The organism is Klebsiella sp. MBT K-1, assembly GCF_002556465.1.
In the GTDB taxonomy this organism is placed as follows: domain Bacteria; phylum Pseudomonadota; class Gammaproteobacteria; order Enterobacterales; family Enterobacteriaceae; genus Klebsiella; species Klebsiella grimontii.
Genome location: NZ_PDEL01000011.1, coordinates 96370 through 115576, shown reverse-complemented (window position 1 = coordinate 115576; position 19207 = coordinate 96370). Strand labels below are relative to the sequence as shown.

At 55.3% G+C, this 19207-nt stretch carries 16 protein-coding genes; 4 read left to right on the top strand and 12 right to left on the bottom strand.

Annotated elements, in window-relative coordinates; all coding sequences use genetic code 11:
* Positions 1 to 5 precede the first annotated feature (5 nt).
* From asnB to nagB, 5 genes are all read right to left on the bottom strand, one after another.
* Entirely contained in the window at positions 6 to 1667 is a 1662-nt protein-coding gene (asnB, locus tag CMQ96_RS17730; RefSeq protein WP_004130452.1) for an asparagine synthase B, read from the bottom strand.
* Positions 1668 to 1945: 278 nt separating this feature from the next.
* Positions 1946 to 2698 carry an HAD-IIA family hydrolase gene (locus CMQ96_RS17725; RefSeq protein WP_024358802.1) on the bottom strand — a complete coding sequence of 251 codons (753 nt, stop codon included), beginning with the start codon at positions 2696 to 2698 and terminating at the stop codon, positions 1946 to 1948.
* A gap of 45 nt (positions 2699 to 2743) precedes the next feature.
* Entirely contained in the window at positions 2744 to 3964 is a 1221-nt protein-coding gene (locus CMQ96_RS17720) for an N-acetylglucosamine repressor (protein WP_098067088.1), read from the bottom strand.
* A gap of 8 nt (positions 3965 to 3972) precedes the next feature.
* Positions 3973 to 5121 carry an N-acetylglucosamine-6-phosphate deacetylase gene (nagA, locus tag CMQ96_RS17715; protein ID WP_049131922.1) on the bottom strand — a complete coding sequence of 383 codons (1149 nt, stop codon included), beginning with the start codon at positions 5119 to 5121 and terminating at the stop codon, positions 3973 to 3975.
* A gap of 60 nt (positions 5122 to 5181) precedes the next feature.
* Positions 5182 to 5982, bottom strand: a complete 801-nt coding sequence (nagB, locus tag CMQ96_RS17710) for a glucosamine-6-phosphate deaminase (RefSeq protein WP_004130458.1) — start codon at positions 5980 to 5982, stop codon at positions 5182 to 5184.
* 312 nt (positions 5983 to 6294) lie between these two features.
* Between nagB and nagE the strand changes: the two genes are divergently transcribed.
* The 4 genes from nagE to chiQ all read left to right on the top strand — a co-directional run bounded on the left by nagE (position 6295) and on the right by chiQ (position 12311).
* A complete protein-coding gene (nagE, locus tag CMQ96_RS17705; RefSeq protein ID WP_004134146.1) occupies positions 6295 to 8247 on the top strand; it encodes a PTS N-acetyl glucosamine transporter subunit IIABC in 1953 nt (650 codons plus the stop codon).
* Between the two features lie 178 nt (positions 8248 to 8425).
* Positions 8426 to 10093, top strand: a complete 1668-nt coding sequence (gene glnS, locus CMQ96_RS17700) for a glutamine--tRNA ligase (RefSeq protein ID WP_098067087.1) — start codon at positions 8426 to 8428, stop codon at positions 10091 to 10093.
* A 435-nt stretch (positions 10094 to 10528) separates the two neighbouring features.
* Entirely contained in the window at positions 10529 to 11932 is a 1404-nt protein-coding gene (gene chiP / locus CMQ96_RS17690) for a chitoporin (RefSeq protein ID WP_024358798.1), read from the top strand.
* Between the two features lie 46 nt (positions 11933 to 11978).
* Positions 11979 to 12311: a ChiQ/YbfN family lipoprotein gene (gene chiQ, locus CMQ96_RS17685; RefSeq protein ID WP_004134140.1), complete on the top strand. Its 333-nt coding sequence runs from the start codon at positions 11979 to 11981 to the stop codon at positions 12309 to 12311.
* A 52-nt stretch (positions 12312 to 12363) separates the two neighbouring features.
* Here the strand turns inward: chiQ and CMQ96_RS17680 are convergent, their stop codons facing one another.
* The 7 genes from CMQ96_RS17680 to ybfE form a co-directional block, all read right to left on the bottom strand.
* Positions 12364 to 13659 carry an MFS transporter gene (locus tag CMQ96_RS17680; RefSeq protein WP_082237431.1) on the bottom strand — a complete coding sequence of 432 codons (1296 nt, stop codon included), beginning with the start codon at positions 13657 to 13659 and terminating at the stop codon, positions 12364 to 12366.
* 52 nt (positions 13660 to 13711) lie between these two features.
* Positions 13712 to 14851: a tricarballylate utilization 4Fe-4S protein TcuB gene (gene tcuB, locus CMQ96_RS17675; RefSeq protein WP_082237430.1), complete on the bottom strand. Its 1140-nt coding sequence runs from the start codon at positions 14849 to 14851 to the stop codon at positions 13712 to 13714.
* Positions 14838 to 16241 carry an FAD-dependent tricarballylate dehydrogenase TcuA gene (gene tcuA / locus CMQ96_RS17670; protein ID WP_004134134.1) on the bottom strand — a complete coding sequence of 468 codons (1404 nt, stop codon included), beginning with the start codon at positions 16239 to 16241 and terminating at the stop codon, positions 14838 to 14840. The genes tcuB and tcuA overlap by 14 nt, the downstream gene beginning before the upstream one ends.
* A gap of 97 nt (positions 16242 to 16338) precedes the next feature.
* A complete protein-coding gene (gene tcuR, locus CMQ96_RS17665; protein ID WP_004134132.1) occupies positions 16339 to 17265 on the bottom strand; it encodes a tricarballylate utilization LysR family transcriptional regulator TcuR in 927 nt (308 codons plus the stop codon).
* Between the two features lie 129 nt (positions 17266 to 17394).
* Positions 17395 to 17847, bottom strand: coding sequence for a ferric iron uptake transcriptional regulator (gene fur, locus CMQ96_RS17660; RefSeq protein ID WP_004130476.1), 453 nt, complete (start codon positions 17845 to 17847; stop codon positions 17395 to 17397).
* A gap of 291 nt (positions 17848 to 18138) precedes the next feature.
* A complete protein-coding gene (fldA, locus tag CMQ96_RS17655; protein ID WP_004100234.1) occupies positions 18139 to 18669 on the bottom strand; it encodes a flavodoxin FldA in 531 nt (176 codons plus the stop codon).
* 149 nt (positions 18670 to 18818) lie between these two features.
* Positions 18819 to 19112 carry a LexA regulated protein gene (gene ybfE / locus CMQ96_RS17650; protein WP_098067085.1) on the bottom strand — a complete coding sequence of 98 codons (294 nt, stop codon included), beginning with the start codon at positions 19110 to 19112 and terminating at the stop codon, positions 18819 to 18821.
* Between the last annotated feature and the right edge of the window lie 95 nt (positions 19113 to 19207).

The window sequence follows — 19207 nt, the reverse complement described above, 5'->3', positions numbered from 1 at the left end:
GCCGGTTAGTAGGCCGACTGATGTACGCCAACCGCGCGTCCTGACGGATCGTTCATTTTTTTGAAAGATTCGTCCCACTCAATCGCTTTTGCTGAAGAGCATGCGACGGAAGGGCCGCCAGGAACGCATTCGGCCGCGCTTGGAACCGGGAACAGCTCTTCGAAGATCTCACGGTACAGATACGCTTCTTTCGATGATGGCGTGTTGTACGGGAAGCGGAAGCTGGCGGTTTCCAGCTGCTGATCGGAAATTTGTTCAGCGGCCACTTCTTTTAAAGTATCGATCCAGCTGTAACCGACGCCATCAGAGAACTGCTCTTTCTGGCGCCAGGCGACGCTTGCCGGCAGGTAAGATTCAAAACATTCACGCAGGACATGTTTTTCCATTTTACCGTTGCCGCACATTTTGTCCTGCGGGTTGATACGCATTGCCACATCGAGGAATTTCTTATCCAGGAACGGCACGCGCGCTTCAACGCCCCATGCGGACATCGCTTTGTTGGCGCGAGCGCAGTCAAACATATGTAGCGCCTGCAGCTTGCGTACGGTCTCTTCGTGCAGCTCTTTGGCGTTTGGCGCTTTATGGAAATAAAGGTAGCCGCCAAATACTTCGTCAGAACCTTCGCCAGACAGCACCATTTTGATGCCCATGGCTTTGATTTTACGCGACATCAGGTACATCGGCGTTGACGCGCGAATCGTCGTCACGTCATAGGTTTCAATGTGATAGATAACATCGCGAATCGCGTCCAGGCCTTCCTGCACCGTAAAGTGGATTTCGTGGTGCACGGTGCCCAGATGGTTAGCCACTTCCTGCGCGGCTTTCAGATCGGGCGCGCCTTCCAGACCGACGGCGAAGGAGTGCAGCTGCGGCCACCAGGCTTCTGATTTTTCCTGATCTTCGACGCGGCGCGCGGCATATTTTTTGGTGATGGCGGAAATCACCGATGAATCCAGGCCGCCGGAGAGCAGGACGCCGTACGGGACATCGGACATCAGGTGGCTTTTCACCGACTCTTCCAGCGCCTGACGCAGTTCGTTTTTGTCCGTGACGTTGTCTTTGACCGCGTCATAGTCGAACCAGTCGCGCTGATAGTACTCGCGGATTTCGCCATCTTTGCTCCACAGGTAGCTGCCTGCCGGGAACTCTTTAATCGTGCGGCATACCGGAACCAGCGCTTTCATTTCTGAGGCAACGTAGAAGTTGCCGTGTTCGTCGTGACCCATATACAGCGGGATGATGCCGATGTGGTCGCGACCAATCAGATACGCGTCTTTTTCGCTGTCGTAGAGAGCGAAAGCAAACATCCCCTGCAGATCGTCGAGGAAGTCCGGACCTTTTTCCTGATACAGCGCGAGGATAACTTCGCAGTCGGAACCGGTCTGGAACGCATAGCGGTCGCCGTATTCCGCGCGCAGCGCCTGGTGGTTGTAGATTTCACCGTTAACGGCGAGGGCGTGAGTTTTTGCAGCGTTGTACAGCGGCTGCGCGCCGGCGTTCACGTCGACGATTGACAGGCGTTCATGCGCCAGGATGGCTTTATCACAGGCATAGACGCCTGACCAGTCCGGACCGCGGTGGCGCATCAGGCGGGAAAGCTCCAGTGCCTTTTTACGCAGCTCACCCGCGTCAGTTTTAATATCCAGTACGCCAAAAATCGAACACATAGCCTTCTCCGTTACCCTGTCTTGTTTGATGTTGTGCAGGCTTCGTCTAATCGCGAAGCCTCAGTGCATGCTTTAGAAAATGCCGCAAAGGGGCGAAGGGCGCAAGGGGTTTACGCCAGCAAAAGAAAATAACGCAATTGTGATTGTCGAATAGTGAAAAAAGAGTATGTTTTGAGCGCTTTTGTTGATGAATATTCAGTAATAACGCTTTTCTTTTAGATGAAAGCGTTCAGAAGAGGCTTGAAAATAAGAAACCACGTCGCAGGACGTGGTTTTATTTAGAAAATATCGATTTCCGCAACCGATGGATAAATCCAGGATGGGCGGAACGGCATGCTGTCGATATCATCAAGCGTGGCTACCCCGGAAAGCACCAGAATGGTTTCCAGCCCGGCCTGGAAACCCGCCAGAATATCCGTGCGCAGGTTATCGCCGACGATGACCGTCTGTTCTGAATGCGCCTGCATTTTGTTGAGCGCGGAGCGGATAATCCACGGGCTCGGTTTACCCACGTAGAACGGCTTGCGGCCGGAGATTTTTTCAATACCGGCGCACAGCGCGCCGCAGGCCGGGTAATAGCCGCGACCGTGGGTATCGGGGTTAGTGGCGATAAAGCGCGCGCCGTTAGCGACAAAAAAAGCGGCCTTATGCATCATCTCCCAGTTAAAGGAGCGCGTCTCACCGACGATAACAAAATCCGGATTGACGTCGGTGATGGTAAAGCCGGCTTTGTACAGTTCGTGAATCAGCGCGCCTTCACCGACCACATAGGCTTTTTTGCCTTCCTGACGGCGCAGAAAATCGGCAGTGGCCATCGCCGAGGTATAAAAGGCGGTATCAGGGACATCGATTCCCGCCGTCGCAAAGCGGTTTGCCAGGTCCTGCCCGGTTTGCGAAGGGTAGTTGGTCAGCATCACCAGCGGCATCTCTTTTTCGAGAATGCGCTTGATGAATTCAGCGGCGCCCGGCACGGCCACATTGTCGTGCATCAGCACGCCGTCAATATCACAAATTATGTTTTGAATGGTCATGAACTGTCCGACATCGTTGGAGAAAGGCGAAACTATAAAGCGGCTTTAGCTTTCCAGCAAACGCTGGAGCAGAGTCCCGTTGAGCATCGCGCGCTTGACCAGGGCAAAAGCGCCGATGGCTGAACGATGATCGAGCGTGGATCGCACTACTGGCAGATTTTTGCGAAATGCCTTCAGGGCCTGGGTATTGATACAGGCTTCAATCGCCGGCAGGAGAACTTTCTCCGCTTCCACGATCTCCCCGGCAATCACCACTTTTTGCGGATTAAACAGGTTAATGGCGATAGCGATGGTTTTACCCAGATGACGGCCAACGTGCTCGATCACCTCGCAGGCCAGCGCATCGCCTTTATTTGCGGCTTTGCAGATCGTTTTTATCGTGCAGTCATCGAGGGAGATTTTGCTCTGATAACCCTGCTCCAGCAGATGACGAACGCGATGTTCAATGGCGGCGTTGGCGGCGACGGTTTCCAGACAGCCGAAGTTGCCGCAGTGGCAGCGCTCGCCCAGCGGGTCGACCTGGATATGGCCGATTTCCCCGACGTTACCGTTACGGCCAATAAAAATCCGCCCGTTGGAGATGATCCCTGCGCCGGTCCCACGGTGTACGCGCACCAGAATGGAGTCTTCACAGTCGTGGCTCGCACCAAAGTAGTGCTCCGCCAGCGCCAGGCTACGAATATCGTGCCCGACATAGCAAGTGACTTTAAAGCGTTTTTCCAGCGCTTCAACCAGCCCCCAGTTCTCCACCTGAATATGCGGCATATAGCGAATGACGCCGCTTTCCGGATCGACCAGCCCCGGCAGGATCACCGAAATGGCGATTAGCTCGCGGATTTTGCGCTGACAGCTCTCGATAAAGGAGGCGATGATGTTGAGCAGGGCGTGTTCCAGCGTTTCCTGGGTTCTTTCCGGCAGCGGGTAGTGCTCTTCTTCGAGGGTCTTACTGCTTAAATCATAGAGCGTCAGGGTGGCGTCATAGCGGCCAAGACGTACGCCGATGGCGTGAAAGCTGCGGGTTTCGGCAATAATTGAGATAGCGCGGCGGCCCCCGGTGGAGGCCTGCTGATCGACTTCTTTGATCAGTCCGCGTTCAATAAGCTGACGCGTAATTTTGGTTACGCTGGCAGGGGCAAGCTGGCTTTGTTCCGCAATCTGGATACGCGAGATGGGGCCGTGCTGATCGATGAGCCGATAGACGGCTGCGCTGTTCAGCTGTTTTACGAGATCGACGTTACCAATTTGAGCCTGTCCGCCTGCTGTCATACTTTTACTTACTCAGTGACGACCTCGTTACCATTAACGATGGTCTTGGTGATTTTATAATCGCGGGTGAATGCGGTCAGGTTAGCGACCATCCCCGGGGCAATGCTGCCTAACTGTTTGTCTACGCCAATGGCGCGGGAAGGGTAGAGCGTCGCCATACGCAACACTTCATCCAGCGCAATGCCGCAATGCTCAACGAGGTTACGCACCCCTTCAATCATGGTCAATGAAGAGCCGCTGAGGGTACCGTTCTCATCTACGCACAGGCCGTTCCGGTAGTATATTGTTTTACCAGCAAAAATGAACTGCTCAATATTGGCACCCGCCGGCGCCGTTGCGTCGGTGACGAGGCACAGCTTGTCGCCTTTCAAGCGTTTAGCGAGGCGGACGTTAGCGTAATCGACGTGCATGCCATCGACGATGATACCGCAGTAGACATCCGGTTCGTCGAAAATCGCCCCGGCCAGACCCGGTTCGCGGCCGGTAATATACGGCATAGCGTTAAACAGGTGGGTGGCAAACGTAATCCCGGCGCGAAAACCGATTTTCGCTTCTTTTAGCGTCGCGTTGGAATGACCGGCGGAGACGATGATACCTGCGGCCACCAGTTTGCGGATAACTTCTGGTTCAACGCGTTCCGGCGCGAGGGTGATTTTGGTTATTACATCCGCGTTTTCGCACAGGAAATCGACCAGCGCGGCGTCCGGTTTACGGACGTAATCCGGGTTATGGGTGCCTTTTTTGACAATATTCAGCCACGGGCCTTCAAGATGCAGGCCCAGCGCCTGGTTGGGATGCTTTTGCAAATACTCGCGCATCACGCGGACACCCTGTTTCATCAGGTCATCGCTGGCGGTAATGAGCGTGGGCAGATAGCTGGTGCAGCCGGAGCGTTCATTCGCCTTCTGCATAATTTCCAGCGTTTCAACGGTGACCGCATCCGCCGTGTCGTTGAACTGCACGCCGCCGCAGCCGTTAAGCTGGACGTCGATAAAACCGGGGGCAAGGATCGCACCATTAACCGAGCGCTGTTCGATCCCGGTGGGCAGCTCAGTCTGCGGACAGATACGTTCGATAAGGCCATTGGCGATAACAATCGCATGGTCATCCAGAATTTCATGACCGGTATAAATCCGGCCTTGGGTTAATGCATACATTACGACCCCCGGTTGTCAAAAATGGTTGTCCCGCAGGGTCTGCTGCGGGACGAAACTACATTACAGACCTTTGATATTTTCGGCTTCTAATTCGTTGAAATATTTCAGTGTCTTAACTTTCAGTTCCATAGTTGACGGCTCATCGCAGACGACAACCGCTTTCGGGTGCAGCTGCAGACAGGTGATGGTCCACATATGGTTTACGTTGCCTTCCACCGCCGCCTGCAGCGCCAGCGCTTTCTGATGACCCAGCACCAGAATCATCACTTCTTCCGCGTCGAGCAGCGTGCCCACGCCAACGGTCAGCGCGTATTTAGGCACCTGGTCAACGTCACCGTCGAAGAAACGGGAATTCGCTACGCGAGTATCGTGGGTCAGGGTTTTGATGCGTGTGCGTGAAGCCAAAGAAGAGGCTGGTTCGTTAAAAGCGATGTGGCCATCGTTACCCACGCCGCCCATAAACAGGTGGATTTTACCGTAAGAACGAATTTTTTCTTCATAGCGACGGCATTCTGCATCAATATCCGGCGCGTTACCATTCAGCAGGTTAATATTTTCCGCCGGGATATCAACGTGATCAAAGAAGTTGCGATGCATAAAGCTATGATAGCTTTCCGGGTGCTCTTTCGGCAGGCCTACGTACTCATCCATGTTGAAGGTGACGACATGCTTAAAGCTAACCTGGCCTGCTTTGTGCATCTCAACCAGGGCTTTATAAGCGGTCAGAGGCGTGCCGCCGGTAGGCAGACCGAGGACAAACGGGCGGTCCGCTGTCGGTTTGAACGCATTGATGCGGTTAACGATATGCCGGGCAGCCCATTTACCGACTTGTTCAGCTGTTACCAGGGGGATCAGTCTCATTGTTCACCTCTATAGTTAAATTAGAACCTGGCGGATTGGCGCCAGCATACTATTAAGAGTATCGCAGTAACTGCGCCGACCGGGGTCAATCCGTGTTGATTTTTTGAATGATAAAATAAGTTTTCGTTGTTAGCCAGTCAAAGGCGGAGGTGAATACGATATTTGGTGACTATTGTCACAAAAAATACCCATTTAATTTGCGAGACGAATTAATTTTTCAGACACTTTGCAGGTAAGTTAAAAAATTAACCAGGTTACACAATAATAAAGTGGCTTTAGTGAGCCTCATCGGGGTCTCATAGGGGGAATAAGATGAATATTTTAGGTTTTTTTCAGCGTCTCGGTAGGGCGTTACAGCTCCCTATCGCAGTGCTGCCGGTCGCGGCGCTGCTGCTGCGATTCGGTCAACCGGATCTGCTTAACATTTCGTTTATCGCCCAGGCGGGCGGGGCAATCTTTGACAACCTGGCGCTGATTTTCGCTATCGGTGTCGCATCCAGCTGGTCGAAAGACAGCGCCGGCGCCGCGGCGCTGGCGGGGGCGGTAGGTTACTTCGTTTTGACCAAAGCGATGGTCACCATCAACCCGGCCATCAACATGGGCGTGCTGGCGGGTATCATTACCGGTCTGGTCGGCGGCGCCGTGTATAACCGCTGGTCGGGCATCAAACTGCCTGACTTCCTGAGCTTCTTCGGCGGCAAACGCTTTGTGCCCATCGCCACCGGCTTCTTCTGTCTGGTGCTGGCAGCCATCTTCGGCTACGTCTGGCCGCCGGTGCAGAACGCCATTCATGCCGGCGGTGAATGGATTGTCGGCGCGGGCGCGCTCGGCTCCGGTATCTTTGGTTTCATCAACCGTCTGCTGATCCCGACGGGTCTGCATCAGGTGCTGAACACCATCGCCTGGTTCCAGATTGGTGAATTCACCAACGCTGCTGGCGCGGTGTTCCACGGCGACATCAACCGCTTCTATGCGGGTGACGGCACCGCGGGGATGTTCATGTCCGGTTTCTTCCCGATCATGATGTTCGGTTTGCCGGGTGCGGCGCTGGCGATGTATTTCGCAGCCCCGAAAGAGCGTCGTCCGATGGTCGGCGGTATGCTGCTGTCGGTGGCCATCACCGCGTTCCTGACCGGTGTGACCGAACCGCTGGAATTCCTGTTCATGTTCCTGGCGCCGCTGCTGTACCTCCTGCACGCCATCCTGACCGGTATCAGCCTGTTCGTTGCGACGGCGCTGGGTATCCACGCGGGCTTCTCCTTCTCCGCAGGCGCCATCGACTATGTTCTGATGTACAGCCTGCCGGCAGCCAGTAAAAACGTCTGGATGCTGATCGTGATGGGCGTCGTGTTCTTCGTTATCTACTTCCTGCTGTTCAGCGCGGTTATCCGCATGTTCAATCTGAAAACGCCGGGTCGTGAAGATAAAGTGGATGACGTGGTCACTGAAGAGGCCAACAGCAACACCGAAGAAGGCTTAACTCAGCTGGCGACCAACTACATCGCGGCGGTCGGCGGTACGGATAACCTGAAAGCGATTGATGCTTGTATTACCCGTCTGCGTCTGACCGTGGCGGACTCTGCGCTGGTTAACGACGCGGCCTGTAAGCGCCTCGGCGCTTCCGGTGTGGTTAAACTGAACAAGCAGACCATCCAGGTTATCGTGGGCGCGAAAGCGGAATCCGTGGGCGATGAAATGAAGAAAGTGGTTGCCCGTGGCCCGGTTGCCGCAGCGGCTGCAGCGTCTCATAGCGCACCCGTAGCCGCTCAGGCAGTTAAACCACAGGCTGTTGCTAACGCGAAGACTGTCGAAGCGCTGGTTTCGCCGATTACCGGCGACATTGTGGCGCTGGAGCAGGTTCCGGATGAAGCCTTCGCCAGCAAAGCCGTCGGCGACGGCGTGGCGGTAAAACCGACCGATAAGATTGTTGTTGCGCCGGCGGCGGGCACCGTGGTGAAGATTTTCAACACCAACCATGCTTTCTGTCTGGAAACTGAAAACGGTGCGGAAATCGTCGTCCATATGGGCATCGATACCGTTGCGCTTAACGGCCAGGGCTTTAAACGCCTGGTGGAAGAGGGCGCGGAAGTGAAAGCGGGTGAGCCGATTCTGGAACTGGATCTTGAGTTCCTCAACGCTAACGCGCGTTCGATGATTAGCCCGGTCGTCTGCAGCAACAGCGACGACTACAGCGCGCTGGTTATCCAGGCAACCGGTAAGGTTGTTGCGGGCCAGACGCCGCTGTACGAAATTAAAGGCAAGTAAGACTCCTGAGTGGCGTTTGTGCCTCAGCGGCGCAGCGAAAGCTGCGCCGCTTTTTTTTACCGCAAACACCCCCATAATCTCCTTCTAATCGCTATTTTGCGTAACTAATAGTTGTCTCTACGCCCTGCTTGTAAGATCATGTGCCGTTATACGTTGTTTACGCTTTGAGGAACCCACGATGAGTGAGGCAGAAGCCCGCCCGACTAACTTTATTCGTCAGATCATTGATGAAGATCTGGCTACTGGTAAGCACACCACCGTTCATACCCGTTTCCCACCGGAACCGAACGGCTATCTGCACATTGGCCACGCGAAGTCTATTTGCCTGAACTTTGGCATCGCCCAGGATTACCAGGGCCAATGCAACCTGCGTTTCGATGACACCAACCCGGTGAAGGAAGATATCGAATACGTTGAGTCGATTAAAAACGACGTGCAGTGGTTAGGTTTCCACTGGTCCGGGGATGTTTGCTACTCGTCTGATTATTTCGATCAGCTGCACCAGTATGCGGTTGAGCTGATCAATAAAGGTCTGGCCTACGTTGACGAACTGTCAGCGGAGGAGATCCGTGAGTACCGCGGCACGCTGAAAGAGCCGGGTAAAAATAGCCCGTACCGCGATCGCAGCGTGGAAGAGAATCTGGCGCTGTTTGAAAAAATGCGTAGCGGCGGATTTGCTGAAGGTAAAGCCTGCCTGCGCGCAAAAATCGATATGGCCTCTCCGTTTATCGTCATGCGCGATCCGGTGCTGTACCGCATTAAGTTTGCCGATCACCACCAGACCGGTAACAAGTGGTGCATCTACCCGATGTACGACTTCACCCACTGCATCAGCGATGCGCTGGAAGGCATTACGCACTCTCTATGCACGCTGGAATTCCAGGACAACCGTCGTCTGTACGACTGGGTGCTGGATAACATCACCATTCCTGTGCATCCGCGTCAGTACGAGTTCTCTCGTCTGAACCTGGAATACACCGTGATGTCCAAGCGTAAGCTGAACCTGCTGGTCACCGACAAGCACGTTGAAGGCTGGGACGATCCGCGTATGCCGACCATCTCCGGTCTGCGCCGCCGCGGCTATACCGCTGAATCTATCCGCGAGTTCTGCAAACGTATCGGCGTGACCAAGCAGGACAACACCATCGAAATGGCGTCTCTGGAATCCTGCATTCGCGAAGACCTGAACGAAAACGCGCCGCGCGCGATGGCGGTTATCGACCCGGTTAAGCTGGTCATCGAAAACTATCCGCAGGGTGGAAGCGAACTGGTCTCGATGCCTAACCATCCTAACAAGCCGGAGATGGGCAGCCGCGAGGTGCCGTTCAGCGGCGAAATCTGGATCGATCGCGCCGACTTCCGTGAGGAAGCGAACAAGCAGTACAAGCGTCTGGTGCTGGGTAAAGAAGTTCGTCTGCGTAACGCTTACGTGATTAAAGCGGAGCGCGTGGAGAAAGATGCGGAAGGCAACATCACGACTATCTTCTGCACCTACGATGCCGACACCCTGAGCAAAGACCCGGCCGACGGTCGCAAGGTGAAGGGCGTGATTCACTGGGTGAGCGCGGCGCACGCGCTGCCGGTAGAAATCCGCCTCTACGATCGCCTGTTCAGCGTACCGAACCCGGGCGCGGCGGAAGATTTCCTCGCGGTGATGAACCCGGAATCGCTGGTGATTAAACAGGGATTCGCTGAGCCGAGCCTGGCGCAGGCGCAGGCGGAAAAAGCCTACCAGTTCGAGCGTGAAGGTTATTTCTGCCTGGATAGCCGCTATGCCACCGCAAGCCATCTGGTGTTTAACCGCACCGTCGGCCTGCGCGATACCTGGACGAAAGTCGGCGCGTAGCTATTCGCCATCATTAAGAACGCCGCTAACTGCGGCGTTTTTTTATTCAGAATCAGCGAATTAAATTACCATATTTTCGCGATGCGAATTAATCTTGTTTACAGATTGTAATAAGCGTTATTTTTAATCCTTCCGGTATATCACCTGAAATCAGGTAAGCACTTTCATTTCTATTGATTTTCTCTGTTTTTGCAAGCACTTCCACGCTAAATGTGTGATGTCTAAGACTGAAACATAAAGACATAAATTATGTGCGCTTTGTCATAATCTTCATCTTTGGTCGGCGAAAGAGATTGATAATTCGCGTCACGAAAAATAGTCTATACCCAGTGGTTATGCGAATTTTTAGCGCACCACTTTTTTAGCAGTTTTATTTTATTTTTTGCGTGTTGCCCTTTGGTGACCGCACTTTAAAACGTCAAAGAGGATATGCATATGCGTACGTTTAGTGGCAAACGTAGTACGCTGGCGCTGGCTATTGCCGGTGTCACAGCCCTGTCAGGATTTGCAATGGTGCCGGATGCAAAAGCAGAAGGGTTCATTGATGATTCAACGTTAACCGGCGGCATCTATTACTGGCAGCGTGAACGCGACCGTAAAGATGTGACCGACGGCGATAAATATAAAACTAACCTGTCACACTCCACCTGGAACGCCAACCTCGACTTCCAGTCCGGCTATGCCGCCGACATGTTCGGTATTGACGTCGCTGCCTTTACCGCCATCGAAATGGGTGAAAGCAGCGAGAGCGGTCACCCGAACGAAATCGCTTTCTCCTCGCGTAATAAAGGCTACGATGAAGACTATTCCGGCGATAAGAGCGGGATCAGCCTGTATAAAGCAGCCGCGAAATTTAAATTTGGTCCGGCATGGGCGCGCGCGGGCTATATTCAGCCAACCGGCCAAACGCTGCTGGCGCCGCACTGGAGCTTTATGCCCGGTACTTACCAGGGCGCGGAAGCTGGCGCGAACTTTGACTACGGTGATGCGGGCGCGCTGAGTTTCTCCTATATGTGGACAAACGAATATAAAGCGCCGTGGCACATTGAGATGGATGAGTTCTATCAGAACGACAAGAAAACCAAGGTGGATTATCTCCACTCTCTCGGCGCCAAATATGATTTTAAAAACGACCTTGTACTCGAAGCGGCGTTTGGCCAGGCACAGGGTTACATCGACCAGTATTTTGCCAAGGCCAGCTATAAGTTTGATGTCGCCGGCACGCCGTTAACCACCAGCTATCAGTTCTATGGCACCCGCGATAAAGTCAGCAACGGCGGGGCTAACGATATCTATGACGGCACCGCGTGGCTGCAGGCCTTGACCTTTGGCTATAAGGTTGCCGACGTTCTGGATCTGCGTCTGGAAGGCACCTGGGTTAAAGCTGATGGCCAGCAGGGCTACTTCCTGCAGCGTATGACGCCTACCTATGCATCGTCTAACGGGCGACTGGATATCTGGTGGGATAACCGTTCGGACTTCAACGCCAACGGTGAAAAAGCGGTGTTCTTCGGCGCGATGTATGACATGAAGAACTGGAACATGCCGGGCTGGGCCTTCGGCGCATCCTACGTTTATGCCTGGGATGCGAAGCCGGGGAGAATGTCCTCACCTGATGCGTACTACAACCCGGATAAACGTCTGGAAGAGTCCGCTTATAGCCTGGATGCCATGTACACCGTTCAGGAAGGACGCGCGAAGGGCACGCTGTTCAAACTCCACTTTACGCAATACGACAACCACTCCGATATCCCAAGCTGGAGCGGCGGTTACGGCAACATCTTCCAGGATGAGCGCGACGTGAAGTTCATGGTTATCGCTCCGTTCACCATTTTCTGATGCCACTGCGGCGGGGAAAACCCGCCGCAATTTCCCGAGGTTCATGATGAAAAAGTTAATGCTTGTCGCCATTATGGCAGCAGGTCTGGTTGCCTGTACCCAGTCGCCAGCGCCTAAGGAAGACTCAAAGTTAAAAGATGCCTACAGCGCCTGCATCAATAGCGCTGAGGGCAATCCGGATAAAGTGGAAGCCTGTCAGAGCGTACTGAACGTGCTGAAACAGGAGAAACAGCATCAGCAGTTCGCGACCCAGGAAAGCGTGCGGGTTCTGGATTATCAGCAGTGCATCCAGGCGCGCAAAACCGGGAACGATCAGGCTGTAGAGGCGCGCTGCGACCAGATCTGGAAAGAGATCCGCAGCAATAATACACCGCGTTAAGCCAGATGGCGGCAAGCAAACGGGCGGAGCGAAAACTCCGCCCGTTGCTATTTTAGCGGGGTATTTCTGCCGGCCGGTAGCCGCGGCTCAGGCGTACGAAGAGCATTGCGGTAGCGGCGAATCCGCATAGCGCGGCGCACATCAGCCACCAGCCCGGCGAGCTTTTATCGCCCGTTATCTCTACCAGCGCGGTGGAAATTGCCGGCGTCAGGCCGCCGAAGATCGCGGTGGCGAGGCTAAAGGCCAGTGAAAAGCCGACGGTGCGGACGTAGACCGGCATCACTTCCGTCAGCGCGGCCACCATCGCGCCGTTATACATACCAAAGAAGAACGAGAACCAGAGCAGGACCAGCGTCATGCGGGTGAAATCCGGCGCGGCGGTGAGCCAGTGCATTACCGGCCAGGTAGTGAGCAGCGCCAGCAGGGTAATGCCCATCAGCACCGCTCGACGGCCTATTTTGTCAGAAATTGCCCCGCCGATCGGTAACCAGATAAAGTTGGAGATGCCGACCAGCATGGTCACCAGCAGACTGTCGCGGGCGCTCAGGTGCAGCACGGCTCTGCCGTAGGTCGGGGTATAGACGGTAATGAAGTAAAAAGTTGTCGTGGTCATTGCCACCAGCAAGGTGCCCGCCGAGATGATGCGCCAGTTTTTGACAATTGTGCTCAGGATCTCCCGGGTATCAGGACGATGTTTACGCTGCAGGAAGGCTTCGGTTTCCTGTAACGAACGCCGCAGCACAAAAATCAGCGGAATAATCATACAGCCAATAAAGAAGGGAATGCGCCAGCCCCATTCGGCGATCTGATCGTGGCCGAGCGTTTCATTCAGCGCGTAGCCAATCAGCGCCGCCACAACGATAGCCACCTGCTGGCTGGCGGATTGCCAGCTGGTATAGAATCCCTTGTTCCCCGGCGTGGCGATTTCCGATAAATAGACCGACACGCCGCCGAGCTCGACGCCCGCCGAGAAACCCTGCAACAGCCGCCCGACAACCACCAGGATGGGGGCGAGAATGCCGATAGTCTGATAGCCGGGCACCAGCGCTATCAGAAGCGTCCCGCAGCCCATAATCGCCAGCGTCACCATCAGCCCTTTACGGCGGCCGATTCTGTCGATATAGGCCCCCAACACTATCGCGCCGATAGGGCGCATCAGGAAGCCCGAACCAAAGACGGCGAAGGTGAGCATTAACGCCGCAAACTCGCTTTCCGCCGGAAAGAACGTTCTGGCGATGTAGGTGGCGTAAAAACCAAACAGAAAAAAGTCGAACTGTTCGAGAAAATTACCGCTGGTCACGCGGAGGATGGCGCCAATGGTACCGGCGCGCGATGAGGGTTGCGTCATAGGGTTTGCTCTCCATTGTCTTTATCTTGTTTTTATAGAGGTAAGAGGGGGGCTAGTCGCCTGCGACTGCCGCCTGTTTTCCGCGCCGTTTCTCAATCGCCCACTTGAGTAACGCCGCACAGCGATAAAATCCGTGGGCGAATTTTCCGTAAGGAAGGGTTAAAAACAGCGCCATCACCACGCCGAGATGAATGGCAAGCAGAATGCCCATCCACGAGGTGTCCCGTCCCGCCAGCAGGGCGAGGCCGGTGAAGCTGGTCAGCAGCAGCAGCAGGATAAAGGCGCGATCCATCGGTTTTTGCCGCGGGTCGCCGTGCAGCGGCGAACGACGAAGGTTCAGCCATAGCAGGCCTGCCGGGCCCACCAGCAGGCCGATTCCGCCAAGCGTGCCCAGCAGAACCGGTGCGCTGAAGAACGGGTAGGGCGCTTCCCATCCGGCAAAATAGTGATAGCCCGTGGCCACCAGGGTGGCAGCGAAACAGAGCAGAAAACCATAAAAGGTAAGATGATGGAAACGACGGCGCATCAGGGTAAACGCGTCATCAGCCTCGTTGCAGCCCTTACCGTGGCCGCCGTCGAGATATTTTAAGGTCAGCGCGTTATGCGAGGCTTCGGCGATATCAACGGCGTGGGGATGCCCCGGGGAGATCTCGCGCCAGAAACGGATCACGCCGGCCATCAGTAAGCCCATGGCCAGTACGAAGACCGAACCAAACATCCACGCCAGCAGGTTATGGGGAAAAATCTGGTAGAAATCGCCGGCCAGCGGCGGATGTAGCAGGGAGCCTTTGAGCCCCATCGCCAGCAGCAGAAAGAGGATCAACCCACCGACCAGCGCCAGCGCCGTGGTCACGCCGGCCCGACGATACAGGCTGCCGAAAGCCGCGGGCTGGGCATAATGTTGATAGGTTTCCAGCCGCACTTCCGCCATCGCCTTCGGGACATTAATGGCAAACTCATGCGGCGGCGCGTACTGGCAGGCATGCAGGCAGGCACCGCAGTTATGGCACAGGTTGGCCAGGTAGTTTATATCCGCTTTACCAAAAGCCAGGCGTTGGGTCATGGCCGGAAACACGGCGCAAAACCCTTCGCAATAGCGGCAGGCGTTACAGACCTGCATCACCCGTTCGACCTCCGCTTCGGGCTGGGTGATGATTTGCGCGTCAATGATTAGCTTTTCAAGCGACTTCATGGTGTCTCTCCTGCAGTGCCGCCCTGGCGGCTTGTTGGCCGGCAATGCGGCCGAATGTCGTCCCGATCGACATGCCCACGCCGGCGGTATAGCCTTTGCCCAGCACGTTGCCGGCCATCATTTCACCGGCAACGAACAGGCTTCGGCTGGGCTTGCCCGCAAAATGGACGGCGGCGTGTTCATTGACGTACAGCCCGAGGTAGGTGAAGGTGATCCCCGGTCGTAGGGCATAGCCGTAGTAGGGCGGCGTATCGATGGGCCGCGCCCAGTGGGTTTTCGGCGGCGTCAGGCCGGATGTCGCGCAGTTATCAAGGCGGGTATGATCGAACTGGCCGGGCGCGCAGGCGGCGTTGTAGCGGGCGATGGTTTGCGCCAGGCTTTCTGCGTCCAATCCCAGCTGGCGAGCCAGCTCTTCAATGGTATTGGCCTGGGCGCCGGGGAAAACGGGCGGCATAAAGTGGCCGATCGCTTTGCTGTCGATAATTGAGTAGCCGATTTGCCCCGGCTGGTGGGCGACCAGTCTGCCCCAGATGGCATAACGTTTGGGCCAGAAATCTTCCCCTTCGTCATAAAAGCGCCTGGCGTCACGGTTGACGACCACCCCCAGCGACACGCAGTCCACGCGCGTACAGATCCCGCCATCGTAGAGCGGCGCCCTGGCGTCAATGGCGACGCAGTGGGATTGTGAAGGATCGCCGATGATGTCAGCCCCGGCGTCAATCATAAACTTGAGCAGCACGCCCTGGTTGAAGCGGGTGCCGCGGATGAGAAAGTTATCGGCTGGCCATTCACCACGATCGTTCTGTCCCCATGCTTCACGCAGCCACTCGCGGTTAGATTCAAACCCGCCGGCGGCGAGGACGCAGGTTTTGGCGACGATCCTTTCTTCGCCCGCCAGCGCGGCGACGAATTCGCCGTTATCTAATTCGAGCGCCTGTACCGGCGTGTTGTAGCGGATCTTAACGCCCATCTGCTCCGCGCTGCGGTAATAGGCGTTGACCAGGGCTTTACCGCCGCCCATAAAAAAGGCGTTGGTGCGGGCAACGTGCAGGGCGCCGGAGAGCGGCGGCTGAAAGTTAACCCCGTGCTGGCGCATCCAGTCCCGGCATTGCGCTGAAGTGCGGATCACCAGCCGCGCCAGCGCTTCGTTGGTGTTGCCCTCGGTGACGCGCAGCAGGTCCTGCCAGTACTCTTCTTCCGGATAGCTGTCGATTAAAACATCCTGCGGAGCATCGTGCATACAGCGAAGATTCCGCGTGTGCTGAGAGTTTCCGCCTCGCCATTCCCGCGGCGCAGCCTCCAGCAGCAGCACGGACGCGCCGGCTTCCCGGGCGGTTAATGCGGCGCATAGCGCGGCATTGCCGCCGCCAATCACCAGTACATCCACCATTTTTGGCTCCATTACGCTTTGCTTGATTGTTAAATTTGTAATGGAAATGTATTCGTTTTGGCCGTAAGGACGCTATGGCGTATTGCTAAAGGGGGGTTTAGTGCGCGTAAAGGCTGGCGCCGGGCCAGCGGCCTGACTCCACGAGCTGACGCATGACTTTCGCCAGTATCACCCGCGCGGCAAGGCCCGCTGGGGTCAGTTCATCATCGGAAAGGCTGACGAGAAAGTTTGGCCGACTGAGTATCGGATTCTCGACGCCGATCACTCTCAGGGACTCGCCGTCGAGATGGGAAATCGCCGCCCCCGGCTGCAGCGTGGCGCCCAGTCCGTCGCGGACGGCGCGCATCAGCAGGGCCAGACCGTCGATTTCAGCCACCACATCGACGCTCAGGGCGTGCTCCTGGCAGATCGCCTCCAGCCTGCCGCGCAGGCCATGCCCCAGGCTTGGCATTATCAGCGGGATAGCGGCCAGTTGGCCAGGCGAGATGCTCGCTTCGGGAAGGGGGGCCAGCACGTCATGGGTGCCAATCAGAAACAGACGCTCTTCGAGAATCGGCCTGGCGCTCCAGCGCGCAAGCTTCTCCTTCTGGAACACGATAGCTAAATCAAGCTGGCGGGTGTTGATCATGCGTTCCAGATTACCGGAGAGGCTCTCGACCAAATGCAGGCGGACGTCGGCATAGCTTTCGCGCATCGCGTGAATAAAAGGTACCCCCAGTACAGAGGCGGTGCTGGGGGCCATACCGACGCTGACGTGGCCGGAAAGGCGCGCCTCGCGCGCGGCGAGAACCGCATCGTCGGCGTGGCGCAGCGCCAGCTGCGCCTGGGAGTAGAAGGCGAGACCAGCGCTGGTCGGCATTACGCCGCGCGATGTCCGCTGCAGCAGACGGATGGCGAGTTCGTTCTCCAGGCGCGCCATCTGTTGGCTCAGCGCGGAGACGCCGATATTCAGGTCAAGCGCGGCGCGGCCCATACTGCCGGTTTCAATAATGCGCACATAATAGCGTAGCTGGCGAAGCTCCATGTCGACTCTCCGTACACCTCAGGATGCACTGACAGTAAACGTATTGCAGCGCGAGAGAAAGAGGCGGCAAATTCCGGGCAAAAAAAAGCCAACCTTCAGGTTGGCTTTTGGCGGTATACGATGCGGTGATTATTTCTCTGCCGCGTCGTGGGCATGTTCATCTTCGCGGCAGTCGCCTTCCGCACAGTGTCCGTACAGGTACAGGCTGTGGTTGGTCAGACGAATACCGTGCCTTGCGGCAATTTCACGCTGGCGCGCTTCGATGGAATCATCGCTAAATTCGATCACTTTGCCGCAGTCGAGGCAAATCAGGTGATCGTGATGATGCTGCTGCGTCAGTTCAAAAACGGATTTACCGCCTTCAAAATTATGACGGGTGACGATACCGGCGTCGTCGAACTGGTTCAGTACGCGGTAGACGGTGGCCAGGCCAATCTCTTCACCCATATCAATCAGGCGTTTGTATAAGTCTTCCGCACTGACATGATGGTTATCCGGTCCTTGCAGCACTTCCAGGATTTTTAATCTCGGAAGCGTCACTTTCAGGCCAGCTTTCTTTAATGCGGTATTGTTGTCAGTCATGCGGAATCTGTCCTGTTGCTAAACGATCTACTTCCATCAGCGGAAGTAATACAGAGAATCACCCGATGTAATGCGTCTCATTATAGAACTGCCATGGTGAAATGAAAACTGCAAGCATCGGGCCTTGTATGCTGTCAAAAACGAGGCACTCGCTACAAAGTGCTTCACGCGACCCCGTTAAATCAGAGGACATTGTACAGATATGTGATTAAAAGTTAAAAACTTGTAGCTATAACTTTGATTGCTTTTATCTATCAATTCGGCGAAATCTGATGATTTCGCCGTTTAGACTCAGGCATTCTTGATTTCTTCAAGGTGCAGCTCTTCAGAAATCTGTTTTACCCATTTTTCCACGCGTTCGTTAGTCAATTCTGGCTGACGGTCTTCGTCAATGGCCAGGCCAACAAAGTGATCGTCATCGGCCAGGCCTTTAGACGCTTCGAAATGGTAGCCCGCGGTCGGCCAGTGGCCAACGATAGTTGCGCCGCGCGGTTCGATGATGTCGCGGATGGTACCCAGCGCATCGCAGAAGTATTCAGCATAGTCTTCCTGATCGCCACAGCCAAACAGCGCGACCAGTTTGCCGTTGAAATCGATCTCTTCCAGCGTCGGGAAGAAATCGTCCCAGTCGCACTGGGCTTCGCCGTAGTACCAGGTCGGAATGCCGAGCAGCAGGATATCGTGAGCTTCCAGATCCTCTTTGCTGCTTTTGGCAATGTCGTGAACATCAGCAACATCTTTACCAAGCTGCTTTTGGATCATTTTTGCAATATTTTCGGTGTTGCCGGTGTCGCTGCCAAAAAAGATGCCGATGATTGCCATGAGTAAAATAACCTCTTGAAACTTAATGATGTGGTAGTGGCGTAATGCCCGCAGATAGGGGCAATGATAGCAGAACAGAGAAGGGCGCGGAAACAGCAATCACGCCCAACTGCACACTCTGCTACATGAAAGCTTATTTTTTAAGGGTTTTAGGCTTTATCCTGGCCGCGCAGGACCGCCAGCTGGCTCATCAGCATCTCTTCGATAAGATCGCTGCGGTTCATATTACGGGCTTCCGCCAGCTCATTAAGCGCATCGACCGCATCGGCATTCAGCTTTAGCTCCACGCGCTTAAGACCGCGACTCTTATCGCGTTTAAGCTGATTGCGTTTGTTGATGCGCAGCTGTTCATCGCGCGAAAGCGGATTGGTTTTCGGTCTACCCGGCCGACGCTCGGTTGCGAACAAATCTAATGTCGTACGGTCCGTTTGTTCTTTTGCCATGATTCAGAGTGACTTCGGGGGAAACAAGCTATCGGGCATAGCCGACGCAGACAGCGCGCCATAATACATCAGGCGACGGGCTGCGCCAACGACCG

Bases quoted from the DNA above. Each gene is read 5' to 3' on its own strand.
- asnB (WP_004130452.1), bottom strand. From the start codon at position 1,667: ATGTGTTCGATTTTTGGCGTACTGGATATTAAAACTGACGCGGGTGAG.
- CMQ96_RS17725 (WP_024358802.1), bottom strand. From the start codon at position 2,698: ATGACCATTCAAAACATAATTTGTGATATTGACGGCGTGCTGATGCAC.
- CMQ96_RS17720 (WP_098067088.1), bottom strand. From the start codon at position 3,964: ATGACAGCAGGCGGACAGGCTCAAATTGGTAACGTCGATCTCGTAAAA.
- nagA (WP_049131922.1), bottom strand. From the start codon at position 5,121: ATGTATGCATTAACCCAAGGCCGGATTTATACCGGTCATGAAATTCTG.
- nagB (WP_004130458.1), bottom strand. From the start codon at position 5,982: ATGAGACTGATCCCCCTGGTAACAGCTGAACAAGTCGGTAAATGGGCT.
- nagE (WP_004134146.1), top strand. From the start codon at position 6,295: ATGAATATTTTAGGTTTTTTTCAGCGTCTCGGTAGGGCGTTACAGCTC.
- glnS (WP_098067087.1), top strand. From the start codon at position 8,426: ATGAGTGAGGCAGAAGCCCGCCCGACTAACTTTATTCGTCAGATCATT.
- chiP (WP_024358798.1), top strand. From the start codon at position 10,529: ATGCGTACGTTTAGTGGCAAACGTAGTACGCTGGCGCTGGCTATTGCC.
- chiQ (WP_004134140.1), top strand. From the start codon at position 11,979: ATGAAAAAGTTAATGCTTGTCGCCATTATGGCAGCAGGTCTGGTTGCC.
- CMQ96_RS17680 (WP_082237431.1), bottom strand. From the start codon at position 13,659: ATGACGCAACCCTCATCGCGCGCCGGTACCATTGGCGCCATCCTCCGC.
- tcuB (WP_082237430.1), bottom strand. From the start codon at position 14,851: ATGAAGTCGCTTGAAAAGCTAATCATTGACGCGCAAATCATCACCCAG.
- tcuA (WP_004134134.1), bottom strand. From the start codon at position 16,241: ATGGTGGATGTACTGGTGATTGGCGGCGGCAATGCCGCGCTATGCGCC.
- tcuR (WP_004134132.1), bottom strand. From the start codon at position 17,265: ATGGAGCTTCGCCAGCTACGCTATTATGTGCGCATTATTGAAACCGGC.
- fur (WP_004130476.1), bottom strand. From the start codon at position 17,847: ATGACTGACAACAATACCGCATTAAAGAAAGCTGGCCTGAAAGTGACG.
- fldA (WP_004100234.1), bottom strand. From the start codon at position 18,669: ATGGCAATCATCGGCATCTTTTTTGGCAGCGACACCGGCAACACCGAA.
- ybfE (WP_098067085.1), bottom strand. From the start codon at position 19,112: ATGGCAAAAGAACAAACGGACCGTACGACATTAGATTTGTTCGCAACC.